A 20,223-nucleotide genomic window follows, 5' to 3' on the forward strand; every position below is an offset into this window, starting at 1 on the left:
TAATAAAAAATTTAAAATAGCAGCTGAATGGCAAAAATGCAGTTTATAAAGGTGAGCATTAGGCTTTTAAATGGATAAAGCAGCGAATCAGAGTGGTGAAACAATTGACAGTTTTCACCGCGGGAAATTTTATTTGGTTCAACCCCATAAATATGGTCATCGTTCTGGAATGGATGCGATGTTATTAGCTAGTTTGGTTCCAAGTGATTTAAAGGGCAAGGTTGTTGATTTAGGTGCTGGTGCTGGAGCTGCAGGGTTAGCTGTTGCTTCGCGTTGTCTGAAAGTTCATGTTACCTTAGTTGAACGTTCGGCTTTTATGATATCTTATGCTCAAAAAACGCTTATGCTAAAACAAAATAAACAATTTGCTAGCCGAATTTGTTTGCTAGAAGCAGATGTTACCTTCAAAGGGAATGCCCGTATAAAAGCAGGTTTGATAGATAATAGCTTTGATTTTGCGATTATGAATCCACCTTTTAATAATCCCACTGATCGCAAGACACCTGATCAACAAAAATCTGAAGCACATGTTATGCCTGAAGCGATGTTTGATAATTGGTTGCGGAGTGCAGCAGCGATTGTCAAGCCAGGTGGATACTTAGGGCTCATTGCACGACCACAATCACTAGTAGATATTTTGCGTGCTTTAGAAGGGCGCTTTGGTGGTATTTGTATCGTTCCTGTGCATGCACGTGCAAAGACAGCAGCAATTCGTCTTTTATTTTACGCAAAACGAGGAAGCAGAGCAGCTTTATCTATTTTACCGGCATTGGTTATACATGAAGGTAATGACCATACTTTTTCACCCCGAGTTGATGCAATTAATAATGGATATATAAGCTTGTGGGAACTTTTCTAATAGTATCTTGTGTTTTTTAGTTTATTATTTAAAGTCTACACTTTGTTGTTAGGGAGGTTTGACTTTGGATGAAATTATATTTCTGGTTGTAATGTGGGGATTGATTGGCGTTTTTGGATGGTATCGCGTTCTTCCTTTTTGTTGTCCTTGCCTATTTAATTGTTCTTAATTTATAAGGAGATTTTGTTTTGATGGATTTTATTAAAAGTTTTATTCCACGCCGTTTTTCTTCCGATAAACTTGAAATTCCTGTGGTGCGCCTTCAAGGAGCAATTATGGATTCATCAGCATCTATATCTCGTACCCTTTCCCTCAGTAGGTGTGCAAATCTTTTAGAGAAGGCTTTCGCACACAAAAAGTCACCGGTTGTTGCACTTATTATTAATTCTCCTGGTGGTTCACCTGTACAATCGCGTTTTATCTTCAAGCGCATTCGTGACTTGGCAGAAGAAAAAAATAAAAAGGTTCTTGTGTTTATTGAAGATATTGCAGCATCTGGTGGTTATATGATTGCTTGTGCAGGGGATGAAATTTTTGCAGATCCTTCTTCAATTGTTGGTTCCATTGGAGTGGTTTCAGCTTCCTTTGGTTTTCCGGAACTTTTGAAGAAAATTGGTATCGAACGGCGTGTATACACAGCAGGAAAGAACAAAGTTACATTAGATCCATTTCAGCCAGAAAAAAAGGCGGATATTGAGCATTTGAAATCTCTCCAACTTGAAGTGCATCAAACTTTTATCGATTTGGTTAAAGAACGGCGTGCTGAAAAATTATCAGATGATTCGAATCTCTTTACAGGAATGTTTTGGAGTGGAAAACAAAGCGTTGGGCTTGGTCTGGTTGATGGATTGAATGATGTACGTTCTGTTATTAAGGAGCGCTTTGGTAATGATGCAAAACTTCGACTTATTATGCCTCCAAAAAGTTTTTTAGGACCTAAAACGCCTTCAGGAGTGACGGCACATACGGTTTATACAGTCGTTGATAGTGCATTGATGGCAGCAGAAGAGCGAGCTCTTTGGCAGCGTTATGGTTTGTGATGGAAAGGATCATTCAAGCCAGAGAGATTTTTATCTAAAAACAGATACTAGAAGAAAAAAGGCTTGAAATGATACGAATGAGAACATGTCGTTTATTTTGTATGAGAACTCTTTATATTTATTGTTTTTTAGAAAACGATTAAGAATATTCCAAGCTGTTTATAGGGCTCGTGCTAAAAGTATGGGTAAAAGGGGGAAATTTTTAAAAGAACCCTATGTAAGTGAATATTACGTCATATGATATCAAATGTACAAACTTCGTTCCAAAGATATTCCTATTTATTTACACCTATTAAATTGAATTTAGCTCTACATGTTGTGGGGCAACGTGCTGACGGGTATCATTTAATAGAGAGTTTGGTTTATTTTAGTCTTAGCGGTGATTGTCTACACTATGCACCTTGTGAAAATAATCAGTTTGTTTTGACGGGGTCGTTTGCAAAAGGGCTTGTTTCTCATTTAGACAATTTGGTTATTCGCGCAAGGGACTTTATGCATAAGACTTTTCCGGAATGTGCTCAACCTGCTTTTTTTCGGCTTGTAAAAACATTACCTGTTGCTTCAGGCATTGGTGGTGGCTCAGGTGATGCAGCTGGGGTTATCAGCATGTTGCGTCGGCAGTGGAATCTTGATTGCTCTTACGAAGAATTAGCAAAAAAGAGCTTAGTTCTTGGTGCTGATGTTCCCATGTGCCTTTGTGCATTAGAGTATCAGCAGCCGCTTTTGGTTAAAGGAATTGGTCAAGAGATGATACGACTAAAAGAAGCTTGTTCATTAGCAATGGTATTGGTTAATCATGGACAAGAGATTTCAACACAAGCTGTTTTTAAAGCGTTAGAGAAGCGTCATAATCCTTCTTTAAAAATTAATACAGACGCTTTAAAGAGTGTTGATTCATTAGTTGAAGTTTTACAAGAAACGCGTAATGATCTTTTTTCTCCTGCATTAAAAATAGCACCTCAGTTAGCTGAAGTGTTATCTATATTAGATGAATGTGGGGCTCTTTTTTCCCGTATGTCTGGAACGGGAGCAACTTGCTTTGGCATTTTTAAAAATAAACAAACGGCGCAACAAGCAGCTCTTTTTATCAAATCAATGTACCCAAATTGGTTTGTAAAACCTATCATGACTTTAGGAAATATTTGATAAATAAATATAAAAGCTTTTATTTTATCATGATTTTATTATACATAATAAAAGAGGGTAACCAAAGAAATGTGTTTTTTTATTTTTTGTGCAAGAATTCGTGGAATGTTTGAAGAGCCATTTAAAACTGTAATGCTTGCAAAAAATGATCAGGCTACAGAAATAGATGTATGTTTGTTGTATTTGTGATGTATCAAAGATGTTTAATTTGCCGCTTCAACCAAATTTTTCGTGCGAATTGGATTTGCAAAAACAGGGTTTTTTTCATATAGCAGGTGTTGATGAAGTAGGACGGGGGCCTCTCGCTGGACCTGTGGTAACAGCAGCCGTTATCTTGGATAGAGATCGTATTCCTAATGGGTTAAATGATTCAAAAAAACTTTCTTTTTTCCAACGAAATAGACTTTATCATGAAATTTTGCAAAGTGCATTAGCGGTTTCAGTCGCCAGTCTTTGTGCTCGTACAATTGATCAATCTAATATTAGAAAAGCAACGTTAGAAGCAATGCGTCGCTGTATTATAGGATTAGCCATTCCAGCCCACTATGTCCTTGTTGATGGGCGTGATATTCCTTCTGAGTTGTCCTGTCCTGCAATGGCATTGATTAAGGGCGATCAGCGTTCAGTTTCAATTGCAGCCGCATCTATTATTGCGAAAGTAACGCGTGATCGGATGATGGAATGTACAGGACAAGTTTATAAAGGGTATGGTTTAGAGAAGCATGTAGGTTATGCAACGCTAGCGCATCGTACAGCTCTTGATAAATATGGACCAGTTATAGGATTACATCGTTATAGTTTTGCACCACTAAAAGAGTGTTATAGAAATGATGTGTCATGACGATTCTACCACTCGATAGTGCTTCGATAAGAGAGGCAATAGCGCTTCTTGAACAAGGGAAGTTAGTAGCGTTACCAACGGAAACTGTTTATGGATTAGCGGGCGATGCAACCAATGGGAGGGCAATTTCTTCTATTTACTCTACAAAGGGTCGTCCACAAATTAATCCTCTTATTGCGCATGTTAGCGGCATCGAAATGGCGGAACGTTATGTTAAAATTGACTTTCTTTCACGCCAATTAATAGAGGAATTTTGGCCAGGGCCTTTGACATTGGTTTTGCCTTTAAAGGAACAGCATAATATCCATCCTTTAACAACCTCTGGTTTGAATACCTTGGCTGTTCGTTTTCCAGACAGTCGTTTTGCGGAAGTGGTACAACATTTTGGCCGTCCACTTGCTGCTCCTAGTGCGAATCAATCGGGGCGTCTTAGCCCTACTTCAGCTGAGGCTGTTTTTGCATCTTTGGGGGAATCTGTTCCTTTGATATTGGACGGAGGACCTGCTAAAATAGGGCTGGAATCAACGATTATTAAAATTTGTGGTGAAAATATTTATCTTTTGCGTCCAGGGGGGCTTGCGGCTGATAAAATTGAAGAGGTTGTGGGGAAGCCTTTAAAACGGATAGATCAAAGGGCGGCGATTGAAGCTCCTGGGATGTTAAAATCGCATTATGCTCCCAATGCTACGGTTCGTTTGAATGTAGAAAAGGTGGAAAATGGTGAAGCGCTTTTAGCATTTGGTTCAAAGCGTGTTATGGGGGCTGAAAATGCCGTTTCTATTTTAAACCTTAGCGAAGATGGAAAGTTGGAAGAGGCAGCCTCTCATTTATTTCAATATATGAAGGAATTAGATTCATTTAAAGTGAGATGTATCGCAGTAGAACCTATTCCATCATACGGATTAGGAGAGGCTATCAATGATCGTCTTATACGGGCTGCGGCTCCAAAGGAGAAATGAACATGGAGCAGGAATTAATTGAAGGGTTTAGGGAAATTGTTGGTGCTAAGCATGCTATAACAGATCAAGCTTTGATTGCACCGTATTTGCTTGAAGAGCGTGGGCTTTTTCATGGAAAAACACCTTTACTTTTACGTCCATCTTCTTGCGCAGAGGTCTCATCGATTATGCAGTTAGCGAGCAAAACGCGCACACCGATTGTGCCACAGGGTGGAAATACAGGGCTTGTGGGGGGACAACAACCAGATGAAGGAGGAGGGAGCGTTCTTTTATCCATGGAGCGATTAAATAAGATTAGAGCTATAAATCTTGAGGGAAATTTTGTTGTTGTAGAGGCTGGTGTTATTTTACAGGATTTACAGAAAAAAGTGGATGAATCAGGTCGTTTTTTCCCTCTTTCTTTGGCATCTGAAGGTTCTTGCCAAGTAGGAGGAAATCTTTCGTCGAATGCTGGAGGGACAGCTGTTTTAGCTTATGGCAATATGCGTGATCTTTGTCTTGGTTTAGAAGTTGTTTTACCGGATGGGCGTATTTTAGATGATTTGCGTTTTGTTAAAAAAGACAATAGCGGTTATGATTTAAAAGATCTTTTTATTGGTGCAGAAGGCACATTGGGAGTTATAACCGCAGCCGTTTTGAAGATGTTTCCAAAAATAAAAGGAAAAGCTGTTGCTTTGGTGGGATTATATAGTCCGGCGAAGGCCTTAGAGTTTTTATCTCTGGCTCAAGAATATGGAGGAGGGATGTTGACAGGTTTTGAGCTCATGGGAAATCCCAGTTTGCAAATGGCTTTAGATTATAAGATGTGTGAGAAGCCTCCTCTTCAGCGGAAACATGAATGGTATGTATTAATGAACATTTCATCGTTGCAAGGCAATGATGAGGCGTTATCGGTATTGAGTACTATTTTAGAAGAAGCTTTAAAGAACGCGGTGATAGAAGATGCAGTTGTTGCGCAATCTTTAAAACAGCAAGATTTTTTTTGGCAATTACGAGAAAGTATATCATCAGCACAAAAGTTAGCAGGAGGGTCCATTAAGCATGATATTGCAATCCCACTTGCTTCTATTCCTGATTTTATTGCTGAGGCAGCGCTCATTGTTGAAGATATTGCTCCAGGAGCACAGGTGATTTGTTTTGGACACATGGGCGATGGAAATTTACATTATAATATTACACAACCTGTAGGAGCTGATACGACAGTGTTTTTGCAGTTATGGTCAACAATGAATCATCGCATTCATAGTTTAGTGGTGGACTATAGAGGTGCATTTTCTGCTGAGCATGGAATTGGTCAGCTTAAGCGCGAAGAACTTCGTTCTTTTAAATCGCCTGTCGCATTGGATATTATGCAAGGGATTAAAAAAACACTCGATCCTTTAGGGATAATGAATCCTGGAAAAGTATTATAATTCAAGAATGGTGATCATGCATTTTTGTTTAGATTTTAATAACCAAAAAAGAAACCAGTTGTTTTTTATTCAAACTTTTAATAATCCAGTGAGAAAAAGCTGCTAAAGGGTGTATGTTATTTAAGATAAATTGGGATAATGTATATGGCTAATCAATGCTTTAATCAGGCAAAAGCGGTGCTTGAATTTCGGTTAGATCCGTGCCATTTGCCACAAACGACGACATATTTTTCATCCAAAACGGGTAATCAGGTTATTTGTTCGTTAAATGAGCGTGGTGTTTCTTTTAAAACGGATATGCCTTCAAGCTTATCGCATTTAATACCCCCTTATCATTTTCAAGGAATTGCAGCACGTACCGTAAAAACGCGTTCAGGAGAAAGAGCTGTTTCATTAGAATTACTTCATGCCGATGAGGAAGCTTGTATACCGCTTTTGGTTTCCAGAGATTTGAATAATGTTCTTCTGGATTGGCGGTTATGGGCGGATACTTATGGCCTTCCCATGCTTATGATCAATGAAGATAATCGCATTCTGGTTGTAAAAGATCGTTCTGATTTACATCGATTTTTTGGTACAACAGCACATTCTAAACAAAAGCATTTTTTACTTCGTTATAGCAATCCGTTAGGCTTGCGTTTGGTGATTGCGAATCGAATTGCACTCCAGTAAATTAACATGCATTCATTTTTGTACGACCGTCAGCATTTATCTTGTTGTGCTGTAAAACATCGTTGTTTGGGGAGGTAACATAAGGCATGTAAACTTCACACATGAAGTGTTGTTAGAAGATATGGCGAATATTCTTAAGTTTGCTTGTAGGTCTTTGTGTAAGTGCAGCATATGAGTGGGAAGCAAGAGGAACCCGCTTAATGAGAATTCAGACCTTTACAGACGGGATTTGGTGTGACTTTTGGTTCTTGAAAACAAAGAGAAAGTCAATGATTGTAAATGAGAGTTTTTTGACACCATACATTGGCAGCAGGAATCGATGATATAAAACGCTTTTTTCAGAGAGGTAAAAACGGTTTTCATAACAATAGAAACTGTTTTTTTGCGGTATAATTTTGGGTTTTTGCCACATTATTAAAAACACCAGAAGATTACTGGAAGTGTTTTTGAATTTTTTTTTATAAATCATTTCTCCATGTTGAATGAAAGCTTTGAATATTGCAGAATATTCTTATTTCATCTCTCTTTTATAATCAAAATCATTTAGATAGAAAGGGTTATCGTAATATTGAGAATTGGAAAATACAATGATGGTATAGGTTTTTATTTTTATTCCAGAAAGCTGGCAGAATGGATTTATACTATTTGCAGGTAGTGTCGTAAAATGGGAATGATAAGCATGAGAGATATTGTTTAAGAATTTGTATGTGAATAACATAACTATCTTTTTTGGGCATTTTATTTTTCGTAAAAGCGGAATTTCACTAAAAACGCGATAAATAAAAGGAATGATAGTATATACGTTTTTCCTCAGGATTTTATAAGAAAGAAAGTGTTTATAAAAATGATGAGAAAATGCGTTTAAAGTAAAGACAACAGTAAAATGATTATTTTATATTACATCTTCAGATTCAGAAAATTTTCCTATTTTATCATGAGTAGATATCCTATTTACAATATTTGATTGTTCAAAGGAAAGCACACTTATTTTTTCAAAGTTATGGTCAACGTAAAACAGTGAGAAAATTTTTGTATCATGCTCTTATATAAAATAAGAAAATCGTAAAAAAAGAATATTCAAAGGATTTAATTTTCTCGCGCAACGGCTCTCCATCCGATATCTCGACGAACAAAACCTTCTGGCCAATCAATACAATCAACAGCTTCATAAGCACGTTTTTGTGCATGCGTAATCGTTTTTCCTGTTGCAGTTATATTGAGTACACGTCCACCATTTGCAATGAGTTCTCCATCACGCAACACTGTACCAGCTTGAAAAACTTTCACATCGGGAAGAGTGTTTACTTGATCAACGTTACGGATAACAGTACCTTTTTGGGGAGAGTCTGGATAACCACTAGCAGCCATAACAACGGTGAGAGCTGTTTTTTCAGACCACCGAAGAGGCTTATTTTCAAGTTTTCCTTGAGATGCAGCAAGAAAAATTGGCAAAATATCATCTTTGAGGCGCATCATTAAAACTTGACATTCAGGATCACCGAATCGTACGTTAAATTCAATTAATTCGGGTCCTTTTTGCGTTATCATTAATCCGACGAAGAGAATACCTTTAAAGGGGGCGCCCATTTCTTTCATGCTTTTTAAAGCTGGTTCAACAATTTCTTTGAGAGTACGATTCACTATTTCTTGGGTCATGATGGGCGCTGGTGAATAAGCACCCATACCACCGGTGTTTGCTCCAGTATCCCCATCACCTACACGTTTATGATCTTGAGCAGATCCAAAAGGAAGAGCAACTTTACCATCACAAAGGCAGAAGAAGCTTGCTTCTTCACCTTCAAGAAAAGATTCTACAACAATTTTGTTTCCTGCATCTCCAAATGTACTTTTGAAGCAGGCATCAACTGCGTTAAACGCTTCTTCCATAGTTGTTGCAACCACGACACCTTTGCCAGCTGCTAAGCCATCAGCTTTAATAACAATGGGAACACCTTGTTGCTGAATGTAAGCTTTAGCTTTAGAGGCATCATTAAAGCATTGGTAACTTCCTGTAGGAATGTTATTCTTCCGACATAAATCTTTTGTAAAGGCTTTTGAACCTTCTAGTTGAGCAGCTTTTTGAGTAGGACCAAATACACAGATGTTAGCGCTATTAAGAGAGTCTGTTATACCCGCCACCAAGGGTGCTTCTGGTCCTACAATTACAAGATCAATAGAATGTGCCTTACAAAAATCAATAACAAGGGGATGGTCATCAATGTTTAAATTAATATTTTCACCAAATTCTGTTGTTGCAGGATTTCCAGGAGCACAATATAACTTTGTTAGCAGTGGTGATGCTGCTATTTTCCATGCTAAAGCATGTTCTCGTCCACCTGAGCCAATAAGAAGAATATTCATTGCTTGCTCCTCTCATAAAAGATAATTAATCTCATCCCCTTCTCATAAGAATGAAATGTCTCTATCGCAAGACCAAAGGTAAATCATTTGATGAAAAAAAATAAAAATATCGCGCATGTTCAGTCCTATGATAGCCAAGGACGGGTTATGGATGCATCTTCCAAACAATGGGTCTACAGCTTCCTTCCCCGTTCTTTATGGTTTTATGCGCAATTGGCGCGTTGGGATCGACCTATCGGTTGGCAATTGTTGATGTGGCCTTGTTTTTGGTCAACAACAATGGCTTTTTTCTCTTATAACATGCATTACGATACTCTTTTATCAATGTTTCTTCATTGGGTTTGGTATCTTTTTCTTTTTTTTCTGGGGTCTATTGCTATGCGAGGGGCAGGATGTACTTGGAATGATCTTATTGACCATAAAATTGATGCTCAGGTAGAAAGGACACGTTCTCGCCCATTGCCAACAGGTCATGTGAGTCGGTTTCAAGCGAGAGTTTTTATCCTTGTGCAATGTTTTGTTGGTTTAGTCGTTTTATCACAATTTAATAGGTTTAGTTTTTTTCTAGGTATTTCGTCATTGATAGCTGTTGCATTTTATCCTTTTATGAAACGCGTAACATATTGGCCGCAGTTTTTTTTAGGCGTTGCATTTAATTGGGGGGCATTAATGGGGTGGGCTGTTGTCTTTGGAAGTTTAAGCTGGGCACCAATCTTGCTTTATGTGGGATCAATTTTGTGGACCATAGGATATGATACAATCTACGCACATCAAGATAAAGAAGATGACATTACTGTTGGTGTCCGTTCTACGGCTCTTCTTTTTGGTAAAGCAACCAAGCGTGCTTTAGTATTTTTGTATGGTGGTTTTGTGATGTTCGTTAGTCTAGCATTTTATTTAGCTGGAGTTCCTGTTCTTAGTTTTTTGGGGATTTTTGTGGCAAGTATCCATATGTTTATTCAAATTAAAGTCATTGATATAGATGACAGTTCACAATGCCTCAGGCTTTTCAAATCTAATTCGCTTATTGGTTTTGTGATTTTTGCTGGTTTAGTATGTGGGGGTATATGGATGATATTTTATCCTGCGGTCTAAAAATAAGTTAGCTAAAATCATAGTTTCTACTGAATACAGTATGTTTTTTTTTAATAAGCTTGTTGCTAATCTATTTTTAAGCAATACAGTAGAAAATATCACCAATTAACCTTTACAGTGAAAATAAAATTCTTCTATTTAAATAAAATAAATCATCTTCTTTTAGAATTTTTCGAATAAAAAATATTTGTTTAATTGTTGCGAAGAAAAAATCTTCATAACGATGAAGTTTGAAGGATTAGGGATAAAGTTTTTGTCTTTTCCAATCGCTGTGTTCAACACAATCCCGTGTAAAAAGCAAACGATCATGTAAACGAAATGGGCGATCGCACCAGAACTCTATAGAAAGGGGTTTAACACGAAACCCAGACCAATAAGGTGGTCGTGGAATATTGCCTAGAGCATAACGCGCAGTATATTGAGCAATTGCTTTTTCGAGCACAAAACGATTGTCTAAAGGTTGAGATTGTTTAGAGGCCCATGCACCAATTCGACTACCACGTGGTCGCGATTGGAAATAGGCATCGGCTTCCTGTTGACTTACTTTTTCAACGATTCCTCTAATTCTGACTTGACGACGGAGTGATTTCCAATGAAAACCTAAGGATGCTTTCATTGATTTTAAAATTTCTTGTCCTTTACAGCTTTCATAATTGGTATAGAAGACGAATCCTTGGGGACTGTAGTCTTTGAGGAGAACCATACGAACATTAGGGAGTCCTGTTTCGTCAACGGTTGCTAATGCCATAGCATTCGGATCATTTATTTCACTTATCGTTGCCTCTTCAAGCCACTTTGCGAAAAGTTCAAAAGGTTTTTGCATTTGCATAAAATGATCATCTGTTGGTATTTTTTTGCTCATAGTTTCTCCAAATATCAGTGAGCATGGGTGAGGCATTTTCTCATTTACTTTATCATCAAGAAGTCACAGTACCATTTTTTCTTATTTTCAAAAAGCCAATGCTATCGTGTATTTCTATGGTAGTTTAATTATTTTTACTTTAGCATAGACTACAAGGAGCTATATTAAATAAATATCTCATTTTATCTGGTATTTTAGTTTATTGATAGACATATAAAGAGAAAAGAAGAAATTATTCTTTAGAATAGACTGATGAAGCTATAAGGGATATTGAACAACGTATCAGTTGATATTTTGAAAACGAAGAAATTGAAAAGAGGGCAATATGCGTGATCCCTACACGATTCTGGGTGTGGCACGTACCGCAAAATCGCAAGAGATTAAATCGGCATTTAGAAGATTAGCGAAGAAATATCATCCAGACCATAATAAAGATGATACAAAGGCTAAAGAGAAATTTGCTGAAATTAATCAAGCCTATGAAATTATAGGTGATAAAGATAAAAAGGCACAATTTGACCGCGGTGAAATTGATATGGAAGGAAAACCGCTTTATCAAGCCTATGGTGCTGGTGAAAATTTTAGCAATAAACAAAATCCCTTTTCAGGAAGAGCAAAGGGATTTGATTTTTCCTCTTCAGGTGGTGCAAGTTTTGATGCGAGTGATATTTTTCGGGATCTGTTTGGAGGAGGAGGTAGCTTTTCGAATTCTACACACTATAACCGTCCCCAACAAGGAGCACATGTTCGTGCTAATCTTGCCATAACATTAGAGCAGATGGTTGGCGCAGAAAAGGTGGAAGCTGTTTTTCCAAATGGAAAAAAGTTAAAAATTAAACTGCCAGATTATATTGAAGACGGACAGACTATTCGTTTAAAAGGTCAGGGAGAAGAGGTACCTCACGGGCAAGCAGGAGATGCGTTAATAACCATTCAGATTCAAAAACATCCTCGTTTTCGGGTTGAAGGAAGAGCACTCCATCTTGATTTACCAGTTTCTCTCAAACATGCTGTTTTGGGAGCAAAAGAAGAAGTTGAGACGTTGGAGGGGCGTGTGGTTTTAACGATTCCTGCGTGGTCAAGTTCTGATCGCGTTTTACGGTTGAAAGGGAAAGGGCTTCGTTTAAAAAATGGTACAAGAGATGATCTTTATGTGCATGTTCGCATTATGTTGCCGGGAGATGAAAATGCCGCCGCACTAGAACAGTTTTTGCAAATGCAACAAGATTAATTTTAAAAATTTTATATATAAAAGCGTAGTTTTTGTTTGATTTTAAACCAATTGCTTGAAGAAAAAGTTGACCTGTGTCATAGGCAGGTGAATAATACTAATTTTAAGTAACAATGGGGCAGTGCTGATGGCTAAGGGTAATGGTTTATTGTACGGTAAGCGTGGTTTAATTTTGGGGTTGGCCAATAATCGCTCCATCGCTTGGGGAATCGCTAAAGCGGCAAGTAGCGCAGGGGCAGAGCTTGCTTTTACCTATCAGGGTGAAGCAATGAAAAAGCGTGTCGAGCCTTTGGCTGAAGAATTAAAGGGATTTGTTTGTGGACATTGTGATGTTTCTGACAGTGTCTCTATTGATACGGTCTTTAGAGAAATAGAGAAGAAATGGGGAAAACTTGATTTTTTAGTTCATGCTATTGGTTTTTCTGATAAAGATGAATTAAGTGGTCGTTATATTGATATCAGCGAATCAAATTTTATGATGACCATGAATATTTCCGTTTATTCCCTAACAGCTCTAACGAAGCGTGCAGAAAAATTGATGCCAGATGGTGGTTCAATCTTGACACTAACCTATTATGGTGCAGAAAAGGTTGTTCCCAATTATAATGTAATGGGGGTTGCCAAAGCCGCTCTTGAAGCGAGCGTGAAATATTTAGCGGTAGATTTAGGTCCCCAAAATATTCGTGTTAATGCTATATCTGCTGGACCAATTAAAACGTTAGCGGCTTCTGGTATTGGTGATTTTCGTTATATTTTAAAATGGAATGAATATAATGCTCCATTACGTCGTACGGTAACAATTGAAGAGGTTGGTGATTCTGCACTTTATTTTCTTTCAGATTTGTCTCGTTCTGTTACCGGTGAAGTCCATCATGTCGATTCGGGTTATAATATCATAGGTATGAAGGCAGTTGATGCCCCAGACATTTCTGTCGTTAAAGAATAAAGTTTGGTTTATAAGATTTTATTAGACAGCAGTAATTTGACCAAATTTAAGGTGTCCAAGAGTATTTGGGAGAAAAGAGCTGTTTTGTGTATAGCACACAACATACGTTATCGTTGTATATATTTGACAGAGAAATGGATCTTTTTTCATGTCGCATAATACATTTGGTCATTTGTTTCGTGTAACAACATGGGGTGAAAGTCATGGTGCTGCTCTTGGTTGTGTCATTGATGGTTGTCCACCTGGAATTATTTTTACTCTTGCAGAAGTTCAAGCTTATCTTGATAAACGCAAGCCAGGACAATCAAAATACACAACGCAGCGCCGAGAACCAGATGAAGTAGAGGTCCTTTCAGGAGTTGTTGTTCAAGACGATGGAACGACATTGGTGACAACAGGTACACCAATTTCTCTGTTGATTCGAAACACAGATCAACGCTCTCAAGATTATGGAGCAATTGCTCATCAGTATCGTCCAGGACATGCGGATTATACTTATGATATTAAATATGGCATTCGTGATTTTCGAGGCGGGGGACGTACTTCGGCACGGGAGACGGCAGCACGTGTTGCAGCAGGTGCATTTGCTCGTAAAATCGTTCCTGGTTTGATTGTACGAGGAGCAGTGATAGCAATTGGTCCTCATAATATTAATCGTGATCGTTGGGATTGGTCAGAGGTTAATAATAATCCTTTTTTTACAGCTGATGCAGAGATGGTTCACATTTTTAGTGACTATATCAGTAAACTCCGTAAAGAGGGGACATCTGTTGGTGCGGTTGTTGAGATCGTTGCAGAAAATGTTCCGGCAGGTTTAGGAGCCCCTATTTACGCAAAGCTTGATCAAGATATTACCTCGTTACTTATGTCGATTAATGCGGTAAAAGGTGTGGAAATTGGTGATGGTTTTGCGGCAGCCCGCTTGAGGGGAGAAGAAAATGCCGATGAAATGCGAATGGGAAATGATGGAAAACCGCTTTTTTTATCCAATCATGCTGGTGGTATTTTAGGGGGAATATCGAGTGGACAGCCAATTGTTGCGCGTTTTGCTGTAAAGCCTACTTCATCAATTTTAACACCTCGTCGTTCCATTGATGTTGATGGTCATGATATAGACGTTATAACAAAGGGACGTCATGATCCATGTGTTGGGATTCGTGCCGTTCCTGTTGGTGAAGCGATGGTTGCTTGTGCTATTGCTGACCATTATCTAAGACATCGCGGTCAAGTTGGGTGATTGAAAAGGTGAACAATGGCGTATGATGAAAAAAAAATTGTTTCTGCACTTAAAGCTTTTGAACGCGGTGAAATTGTTGTGGTGACAGATGATGATGACCGTGAAAATGAGGGTGATTTAACTGTTGCTGCAGCGCATTGTACAGAAGAAAAGATGGCGTTTATTCTTCGTCACACAACAGGTATTGTGTGCACACCTATGCCAAAAAAAGAAGCAAAACGGTTTAATCTTTCTCCTATGATACCAGATAATAACTCTGCACATGGGACGCAATTTACGGTTACTGTTGATTTTAAACACGGCATAACAACAGGAATTTCAGCGCATGACCGTACATTAGCTGTACGTAATCTTGCGAATTCAAATGCAAGTGCGGATGATTTTGTTCGTCCAGGGCATGTTTTTCCTTTAATTGCGCATGAAGGGGGAGTGCTCATGCGTTCAGGTCACACGGAGGCTGCTGTTGATTTATGTAAATTAGCTAATTTGCCGCCGGTTGGTGTTATCGGTGAGTTAGTTAATGATGATGGAAGCGTTAAACATGGCGATCAGATTATGAAATTTGCGCAAGAACATCGGTTGCATATTATAACGGTTGCAGATTTAATTGCTTACCGCCAACGTAAGGAAATATTGATCAAGCATGTTGGAGAAATGCCTATTGAAACATTCGTAGGTCCCGCTATTGTTCAAAGTTATCAACTCCCTTGGGAAGTCGTTCAGCATATTGCAATTGTTTTTGGTGATGTCCGTGAGGGTGAGAATATTCCTGTGCATTTACATCATGAAAACATTATAAGTGACGTTTTTTGTCAAACTTCAGATATTATGGTGATGATGCGGCGTATGATGGAAAAAGAAAAACGTGGCGTATTTATTTATTTGCGTGAAGGATCTGTTATACAATCAACTGTTGGTATTCAAAACATGACAAGAAACAGTTCAGAAAACCATGTGCAGGCGATTGAACGCGAAGAAGAATGGCGCAAAATTGGTTTAGGATCACAAATTTTAAAATATTTAGGGATAGGCTCTGTTATTGTTTATGCTTCTAAAGAGCATCATTATGTAGGTTTGGAAGGTTTTGGAGTTCGTATATCCAGAACAGATATTTTTTGAGGTTCATATGAAAAAAGAGATACAAGAGGGGGATATTACGACCTTAAGCTTTGAGCAAGCGCTTAAGCAACTTGAAGTTATTGTCGAAAATTTGGAACGTGGCGATGTGCCTTTGGAACAATCCATTGATATTTATGAACGCGGTGAAGCGCTTAAAAAGCATTGTGAAAAACTCTTAAGAGTTGCTGAAGCTAAAGTTGAAAAAATCCAGCTTTCAGAAGAAGGTTTTCCAGAAGGAGTGGAACCACTTGATGCTAAATAATTTAAATCTTTTTGGATATTTATTGTGGGACTTAAGAGAAGCAATAACCTTAGTTTATAAACAGAAAGTTTTATTGATTTCTTTTTTATAAAATAAGTTAAATGAGGAAATTATAGCTCATCTCAAATAGAAAAGAGCATTTTTCAGTAAAAAAGATGCAAAACTGTAAATAAAAGAGTAGAGAAGATATATTTTTATCATTGTGTTTTCTTGAGTTAAGATAATAGAAAGGATTTTTTTTGTCTCAGGTCTTAACACCATTGCTTGACCGTGTTTGTTTTCCGCAAGATTTGCGGGCATTACCTGAGTCTGATTTGGTACAGTTGGCTGATGAGTTGCGGACCGCAACAATTGATGCGGTTTCTGTAACAGGTGGTCATCTTGGGGCGGGACTTGGTGTTGTTGAGCTCACTGTTGCATTACATTATATTTTTGATACACCAGAGGATAGGATTATTTGGGATGTTGGTCATCAAACCTATCCACACAAGATTTTAACGGGGCGTAGAGAAAAAATTCGCACATTACGTCAAGAGGGCGGATTATCTGGTTTTACAAAACGTTCAGAAAGTGTGTATGATCCATTTGGGGCGGGGCATTCGTCTACTTCTATTTCAGCGGGGCTTGGTATGGCAGTGGCAAGTGCTTTGAAAGCAGAGACAAGACGCAATATCATAACTGTCATTGGTGATGGTGCAATGTCTGCGGGCATGGCTTATGAAGCCATGAACAACGCTGGTGCTTTGAATGCACGCTTGATTGTTGTTCTTAATGATAACGATATGTCTATAGCACCACCTACAGGTGCTATGAGTGCACATCTTGCACGATTAGTGTCTCGTCCTTCTTATCGTCATTTGCGTGAACGCGTAAAGATGTTGAGCGAAAAATTGCCAAAGTTTTTTTTGGATAAAGCTCGTCGTTCAGAGGAATTTGCGCGTGGCCTTTTGGTTGGGGGAACTTTATTTGATGAGCTTGGCTTTTATTATGTTGGACCCATAGATGGGCACAATTTGGGGCATTTATTGCCTGTTTTTAAAAATGTTCGTGAATATCCTAATGGTCCTGTTTTGGTGCATGTTGTAACCCATAAGGGAAAGGGATATCCACCTGCAGAGGCCTCGTCTGATAAATATCATGGTGTTAATCGTTTTGATGTCACGACAGGAAAACAGGTAAAAGCATCAAGTAATATTCTACCCTATACCAAGGTATTTTCTAAAGCTTTAATAGAAGAAGCTCGCCATGATGATAAGATTGTTGGCATAACAGCAGCGATGCCAACAGGGACAGGCCTTGATTCTTTTGCGAAAAAATTTCCTGAAAAAATGTTTGATGTTGGTATCGCTGAGCAACATGCCGTAACTTTTGCGGCAGGACTTGCTTGTGAAGGGTATAAGCCTTTTGTTGCAATTTATTCTACTTTTTTACAGCGTGCTTATGATCAAATTATTCATGATGTATCAATTCAAAAATTACCGGTACGTTTTGCTATTGACCGAGCAGGTTTTGTGGGGGCAGATGGTGCAACACATGCTGGAAGTTTTGATATTGTTTTTTTGGCCACTCTTCCTGAGTTTGTTGTTATGGCACCTTCTGATGAGCTTGAACTGATGCATATGGTGCGTACAGCTGCAGCTTATGATCAGGGACCAATTTCTTTTCGTTATCCGCGTGGTGAGGGGATTGGTATAGATTTACCGCAACGTGGTGAGTTATTAGAAATTGGAAAAGGGCGCGTTCTGCGTGAAGGAAATAGAATCGCTTTGGTTTGTTTTGGAACGCGGATGTCAGAAGTGTTGCAAGCTGCTGATGCGTTGGAGGCTGAAGAATTGTCTACAACGGTTGCAGATGCACGGTTTGCAAAACCTTTAGATAAAGATTTGATGCGTCGTTTGGCACGTGAGCATGAGGTATTGGTGACAATTGAAGAAGGGGCAATCGGTGGATTTGGAGCGCACATATTACAATTTTTAGCGCAAGAAGGGCTCTTAGAGCATGGTTTGAAAGTTCGTACACTAAAATTTCCTGATGAATATTTGAATCATGGTTCACCAGAAAAAATTCTTTCACGTGTCGGACTTGACGCTATGGGTATTTTAAACACGGTTTTTGCTGTTTTGGGACGCGAGATTCGAACAGGATAGAAAATTCGAGTATGAGATGGCTTCCAGAAAAAGACTCGATATTTTTTTAGTTGAAAAAAACTTTTTTACGACACGTTCACGCGCACGTGATGCAATTATGCGCCAAACTGTTAAAGTTAACGGAGAAATCGTTTTTAAAGCTGGGCAAATCGTTTTTGATGATGCAGAGATTACCGTTTGTGATCCAGCGCAGAATTATGTTTCTCGGGCAGCGTTAAAATTGATTGCTGCACTTGATGCATTTCCAATTGTAACGGACAAAGTGACAGCCATTGATGTTGGTGCATCAACAGGTGGTTTTACGCAAGTTCTCTTAGAGCGTGGAGCAGATCATGTCATTGCCGTTGATGTTGGGCATCATCAATTTGATAAACGTTTATTGGGCAACAGTGCTATAACGTTATTAGAAGGCTTGAATGTCAGAGATTTTAAACAGGAACATTTAGGTGGGCGAGAAATTGATCTTATCGTTTCAGATGTTAGCTTTATTTCGCTCAAACTTGCGTTGCCTCCCGTGTTGTCTTTAGCCAAGAAGGGTGCCCAAGCTGTTTTACTGGTAAAGCCTCAGTTTGAGGTTGGTCGTAAACACTTTAGTAAGGGAGGAATATTAAGTCCATCAAGTGCTAAAGAAACTGCTGAGGCGCTTTTTGTTTGGTTAAATACACAAACAGGGTGGAGTGCAAAAGGTTTAATTTCTTCCCCTATTACAGGTGGTGATGGCAACGTGGAATATTTACTATTCGGAGAAAAACAAGAGTGAATGACAATGTCATAATCGATCATATCGGAGCAAATGGTTATGGTATTGCTAAGACGTCTCACGGCTTCGTTTCTGTTCCTTTTACTTTACCAGGAGAGTGTGCTGAAATTACTGTTCATGGAAAATATGCAACATATATAACATTAAAAGAAAAATCATCAGAACGCATTGATACTCTTTGTCAGCATTTTGGAGAATGTGGAGGGTGTACTCTTCAGCATTGGCATATGGATGCTTATCGCGTATGGAAACAACAATTGGTTGTTGAGGCGCTTAAAAAGTATGGACTTAATAATGTTGTTGCGCCTTTAATAGAATGTAAACCTTATAGCCGACGGCGGATTACTCTAACAGCATCCATGACCCCACAGGGGCAAAAAGTTGGTTTTAACCGTTATCTCTCTCATGAGATTGTAGCTCTTGAGGAATGCCCAGTAAGCCGTCCAGAGCTTATTTCTCAGTTGCATAATATCAGAGAGCTCTGTGCTTTTCTAAAGAGCTCTGCCAAACGGTTTCATGTTACGATAACATGTGTTGAAAATGGTTTAGATGTTGCTTTAAGCGGTTGCATTATACACCATGAATCACTTCGTCAGAGAATGATCAGTGCTGCTCTTTCATATGGGATTATACGTTTATCTGTTGACGGTGAAGTTTTGGTTGAACGAGAAAAACCAGAGATTTACTTTGGAGATGTCCGTGTTGAATTTCCTTCTGGTGGTTTTCTGCAAGCAACTTGTGAAGCTGAAAATATAATGGGCAATATTATTTTGACTCATTTAAAAAAAGCAAAGAATGCTGTTGATTTGTTTTCAGGGGTAGGAACATTTACCTTGCGTATGGCAAAAAAGATGAATGTTCATGCAGTAGAAAATAATGAAGATGCATTAAGAAATCTAAATACAGCAGCACGTTTTGCGACTGGTTTAAAAACGGTCACTTGTGAAAAACGTGATCTTTTCCGACATCCCCTTTCTGTAAAGGAACTTGAATGTTTTGAGAGTGTTGTTTTTGATCCTCCCCGTGCTGGTGCAGAGCAACAAGTACGTGAATTAGCGAAGACAACAGTATCACGTGTTGTGGCAATTTCTTGTAATCCTACTACATTTGCTCGTGATTTATCTCTTCTTGTTGCAGGGGGGTATACAGTAGAAAAAATCATACCGATTGATCAATTTTTATGGTCACCACATGTCGAAGTTGTTGCTGTTTTGAGCAAAAAGAAAAAAAAGAAAGGTTGGAAACTTTAGCCTGAAAGTTTTTTAATACTATGA

At 38.5% G+C, this 20,223-nt stretch carries 18 protein-coding genes; 16 read left to right on the forward strand and 2 right to left on the reverse strand.

Annotation, left to right across the window (positions count from 1 at the left end):
- Positions 1 to 70: 70 nt before the first annotated feature.
- The 7 genes from ACFINK_RS00315 (at position 71) to ACFINK_RS00345 (ending at position 6,929) form a co-directional block, all read left to right on the forward strand.
- Positions 71 to 859, forward strand: coding sequence for a tRNA1(Val) (adenine(37)-N6)-methyltransferase (locus ACFINK_RS00315; RefSeq protein WP_375629758.1), 789 nt, complete (start codon positions 71 to 73; stop codon positions 857 to 859).
- A gap of 191 nt (positions 860 to 1,050) precedes the next feature.
- The gene (locus tag ACFINK_RS00320; RefSeq protein ID WP_375612095.1) at positions 1,051 to 1,899 is read left to right on the forward strand and encodes a S49 family peptidase; all 849 of its coding nucleotides are present in this window, start codon (positions 1,051 to 1,053) and stop codon (positions 1,897 to 1,899) included.
- A 237-nt stretch (positions 1,900 to 2,136) separates the two neighbouring features.
- Positions 2,137 to 3,045: a 4-(cytidine 5'-diphospho)-2-C-methyl-D-erythritol kinase gene (locus ACFINK_RS00325; protein ID WP_375638045.1), complete on the forward strand. Its 909-nt coding sequence runs from the start codon at positions 2,137 to 2,139 to the stop codon at positions 3,043 to 3,045.
- Positions 3,046 to 3,244: 199 nt separating this feature from the next.
- A complete protein-coding gene (gene rnhB / locus ACFINK_RS00330; protein ID WP_375638046.1) occupies positions 3,245 to 3,886 on the forward strand; it encodes a ribonuclease HII in 642 nt (213 codons plus the stop codon).
- A complete protein-coding gene (locus ACFINK_RS00335; protein WP_375611114.1) occupies positions 3,883 to 4,845 on the forward strand; it encodes an L-threonylcarbamoyladenylate synthase in 963 nt (320 codons plus the stop codon). Before rnhB ends, ACFINK_RS00335 begins: the two co-directional genes overlap by 4 nt.
- Before the next feature lie 2 nt (positions 4,846 to 4,847).
- On the forward strand, positions 4,848 to 6,257 hold the full coding sequence (locus ACFINK_RS00340) for an FAD-binding oxidoreductase (RefSeq protein WP_375611115.1): 1,410 nt from the start codon (positions 4,848 to 4,850) through the stop codon (positions 6,255 to 6,257).
- Positions 6,258 to 6,401: 144 nt separating this feature from the next.
- Positions 6,402 to 6,929: a DUF6101 family protein gene (locus ACFINK_RS00345; protein ID WP_375638047.1), complete on the forward strand. Its 528-nt coding sequence runs from the start codon at positions 6,402 to 6,404 to the stop codon at positions 6,927 to 6,929.
- Between the two features lie 1,086 nt (positions 6,930 to 8,015).
- On the opposite strand, the gene purD is transcribed toward ACFINK_RS00345, so the two are convergent.
- Positions 8,016 to 9,290, reverse strand: coding sequence for a phosphoribosylamine--glycine ligase (gene purD, locus ACFINK_RS00350; protein ID WP_375638048.1), 1,275 nt, complete (start codon positions 9,288 to 9,290; stop codon positions 8,016 to 8,018).
- A gap of 90 nt (positions 9,291 to 9,380) precedes the next feature.
- Here purD and ubiA point away from each other — a divergent pair, with 90 nt between their 5' ends.
- Positions 9,381 to 10,385 (forward strand): 4-hydroxybenzoate octaprenyltransferase, encoded by a 1,005-nt coding sequence (ubiA, locus tag ACFINK_RS00355; RefSeq protein WP_375628320.1) that lies wholly within the window; start codon positions 9,381 to 9,383, stop codon positions 10,383 to 10,385.
- Between the two features lie 238 nt (positions 10,386 to 10,623).
- Here the strand turns inward: ubiA and pdxH are convergent, their stop codons facing one another.
- On the reverse strand, positions 10,624 to 11,247 hold the full coding sequence (gene pdxH / locus ACFINK_RS00360; protein ID WP_375628318.1) for a pyridoxamine 5'-phosphate oxidase: 624 nt from the start codon (positions 11,245 to 11,247) through the stop codon (positions 10,624 to 10,626).
- Between the two features lie 325 nt (positions 11,248 to 11,572).
- Here pdxH and ACFINK_RS00365 point away from each other — a divergent pair, with 325 nt between their 5' ends.
- From ACFINK_RS00365 to ACFINK_RS00400, 8 genes are all read left to right on the forward strand, one after another.
- Positions 11,573 to 12,478 (forward strand): DnaJ C-terminal domain-containing protein, encoded by a 906-nt coding sequence (locus ACFINK_RS00365; RefSeq protein WP_375620646.1) that lies wholly within the window; start codon positions 11,573 to 11,575, stop codon positions 12,476 to 12,478.
- A gap of 127 nt (positions 12,479 to 12,605) precedes the next feature.
- Positions 12,606 to 13,424: an enoyl-ACP reductase FabI gene (gene fabI / locus ACFINK_RS00370; RefSeq protein ID WP_273787904.1), complete on the forward strand. Its 819-nt coding sequence runs from the start codon at positions 12,606 to 12,608 to the stop codon at positions 13,422 to 13,424.
- 148 nt (positions 13,425 to 13,572) lie between these two features.
- Positions 13,573 to 14,661, forward strand: coding sequence for a chorismate synthase (aroC, locus tag ACFINK_RS00375; protein ID WP_375611121.1), 1,089 nt, complete (start codon positions 13,573 to 13,575; stop codon positions 14,659 to 14,661).
- Between the two features lie 15 nt (positions 14,662 to 14,676).
- Positions 14,677 to 15,780 carry a 3,4-dihydroxy-2-butanone-4-phosphate synthase gene (ribB, locus tag ACFINK_RS00380; RefSeq protein WP_375638049.1) on the forward strand — a complete coding sequence of 368 codons (1,104 nt, stop codon included), beginning with the start codon at positions 14,677 to 14,679 and terminating at the stop codon, positions 15,778 to 15,780.
- A 7-nt stretch (positions 15,781 to 15,787) separates the two neighbouring features.
- Positions 15,788 to 16,042 carry an exodeoxyribonuclease VII small subunit gene (locus ACFINK_RS00385; RefSeq protein ID WP_375611123.1) on the forward strand — a complete coding sequence of 85 codons (255 nt, stop codon included), beginning with the start codon at positions 15,788 to 15,790 and terminating at the stop codon, positions 16,040 to 16,042.
- Between the two features lie 239 nt (positions 16,043 to 16,281).
- Positions 16,282 to 18,189, forward strand: a complete 1,908-nt coding sequence (dxs, locus tag ACFINK_RS00390) for a 1-deoxy-D-xylulose-5-phosphate synthase (protein WP_375638050.1) — start codon at positions 16,282 to 16,284, stop codon at positions 18,187 to 18,189.
- 16 nt (positions 18,190 to 18,205) lie between these two features.
- The gene (locus ACFINK_RS00395; protein WP_375613026.1) at positions 18,206 to 18,949 is read left to right on the forward strand and encodes a TlyA family RNA methyltransferase; all 744 of its coding nucleotides are present in this window, start codon (positions 18,206 to 18,208) and stop codon (positions 18,947 to 18,949) included.
- Positions 18,946 to 20,199, forward strand: coding sequence for a class I SAM-dependent RNA methyltransferase (locus ACFINK_RS00400; RefSeq protein ID WP_375638051.1), 1,254 nt, complete (start codon positions 18,946 to 18,948; stop codon positions 20,197 to 20,199). Before ACFINK_RS00395 ends, ACFINK_RS00400 begins: the two co-directional genes overlap by 4 nt.
- Positions 20,200 to 20,223: the final 24 nt, after the last annotated feature.

Source organism: Bartonella sp. AA16NXGY (genome assembly GCF_042197325.1).
In the GTDB taxonomy this organism is placed as follows: Bacteria; Pseudomonadota; Alphaproteobacteria; order Rhizobiales; family Rhizobiaceae; genus Bartonella.

What these genes read in the sequence shown, in the direction of transcription:
- ACFINK_RS00315 (WP_375629758.1), top strand. Translation starts at nt 71, where the DNA reads ATGGATAAAGCAGCGAATCAGAGTGGTGAAACAATTGACAGTTTTCAC.
- ACFINK_RS00320 (WP_375612095.1), top strand. Translation starts at nt 1,051, where the DNA reads ATGGATTTTATTAAAAGTTTTATTCCACGCCGTTTTTCTTCCGATAAA.
- ACFINK_RS00325 (WP_375638045.1), top strand. Translation starts at nt 2,137, where the DNA reads ATGATATCAAATGTACAAACTTCGTTCCAAAGATATTCCTATTTATTT.
- rnhB (WP_375638046.1), top strand. Translation starts at nt 3,245, where the DNA reads ATGTTTAATTTGCCGCTTCAACCAAATTTTTCGTGCGAATTGGATTTG.
- ACFINK_RS00335 (WP_375611114.1), top strand. Translation starts at nt 3,883, where the DNA reads ATGACGATTCTACCACTCGATAGTGCTTCGATAAGAGAGGCAATAGCG.
- ACFINK_RS00340 (WP_375611115.1), top strand. Translation starts at nt 4,848, where the DNA reads ATGGAGCAGGAATTAATTGAAGGGTTTAGGGAAATTGTTGGTGCTAAG.
- ACFINK_RS00345 (WP_375638047.1), top strand. Translation starts at nt 6,402, where the DNA reads ATGGCTAATCAATGCTTTAATCAGGCAAAAGCGGTGCTTGAATTTCGG.
- purD (WP_375638048.1), bottom strand. Translation starts at nt 9,290, where the DNA reads ATGAATATTCTTCTTATTGGCTCAGGTGGACGAGAACATGCTTTAGCA.
- ubiA (WP_375628320.1), top strand. Translation starts at nt 9,381, where the DNA reads ATGAAAAAAAATAAAAATATCGCGCATGTTCAGTCCTATGATAGCCAA.
- pdxH (WP_375628318.1), bottom strand. Translation starts at nt 11,247, where the DNA reads ATGAGCAAAAAAATACCAACAGATGATCATTTTATGCAAATGCAAAAA.
- ACFINK_RS00365 (WP_375620646.1), top strand. Translation starts at nt 11,573, where the DNA reads ATGCGTGATCCCTACACGATTCTGGGTGTGGCACGTACCGCAAAATCG.
- fabI (WP_273787904.1), top strand. Translation starts at nt 12,606, where the DNA reads ATGGCTAAGGGTAATGGTTTATTGTACGGTAAGCGTGGTTTAATTTTG.
- aroC (WP_375611121.1), top strand. Translation starts at nt 13,573, where the DNA reads ATGTCGCATAATACATTTGGTCATTTGTTTCGTGTAACAACATGGGGT.
- ribB (WP_375638049.1), top strand. Translation starts at nt 14,677, where the DNA reads ATGGCGTATGATGAAAAAAAAATTGTTTCTGCACTTAAAGCTTTTGAA.
- ACFINK_RS00385 (WP_375611123.1), top strand. Translation starts at nt 15,788, where the DNA reads ATGAAAAAAGAGATACAAGAGGGGGATATTACGACCTTAAGCTTTGAG.
- ACFINK_RS00395 (WP_375613026.1), top strand. Translation starts at nt 18,206, where the DNA reads ATGGCTTCCAGAAAAAGACTCGATATTTTTTTAGTTGAAAAAAACTTT.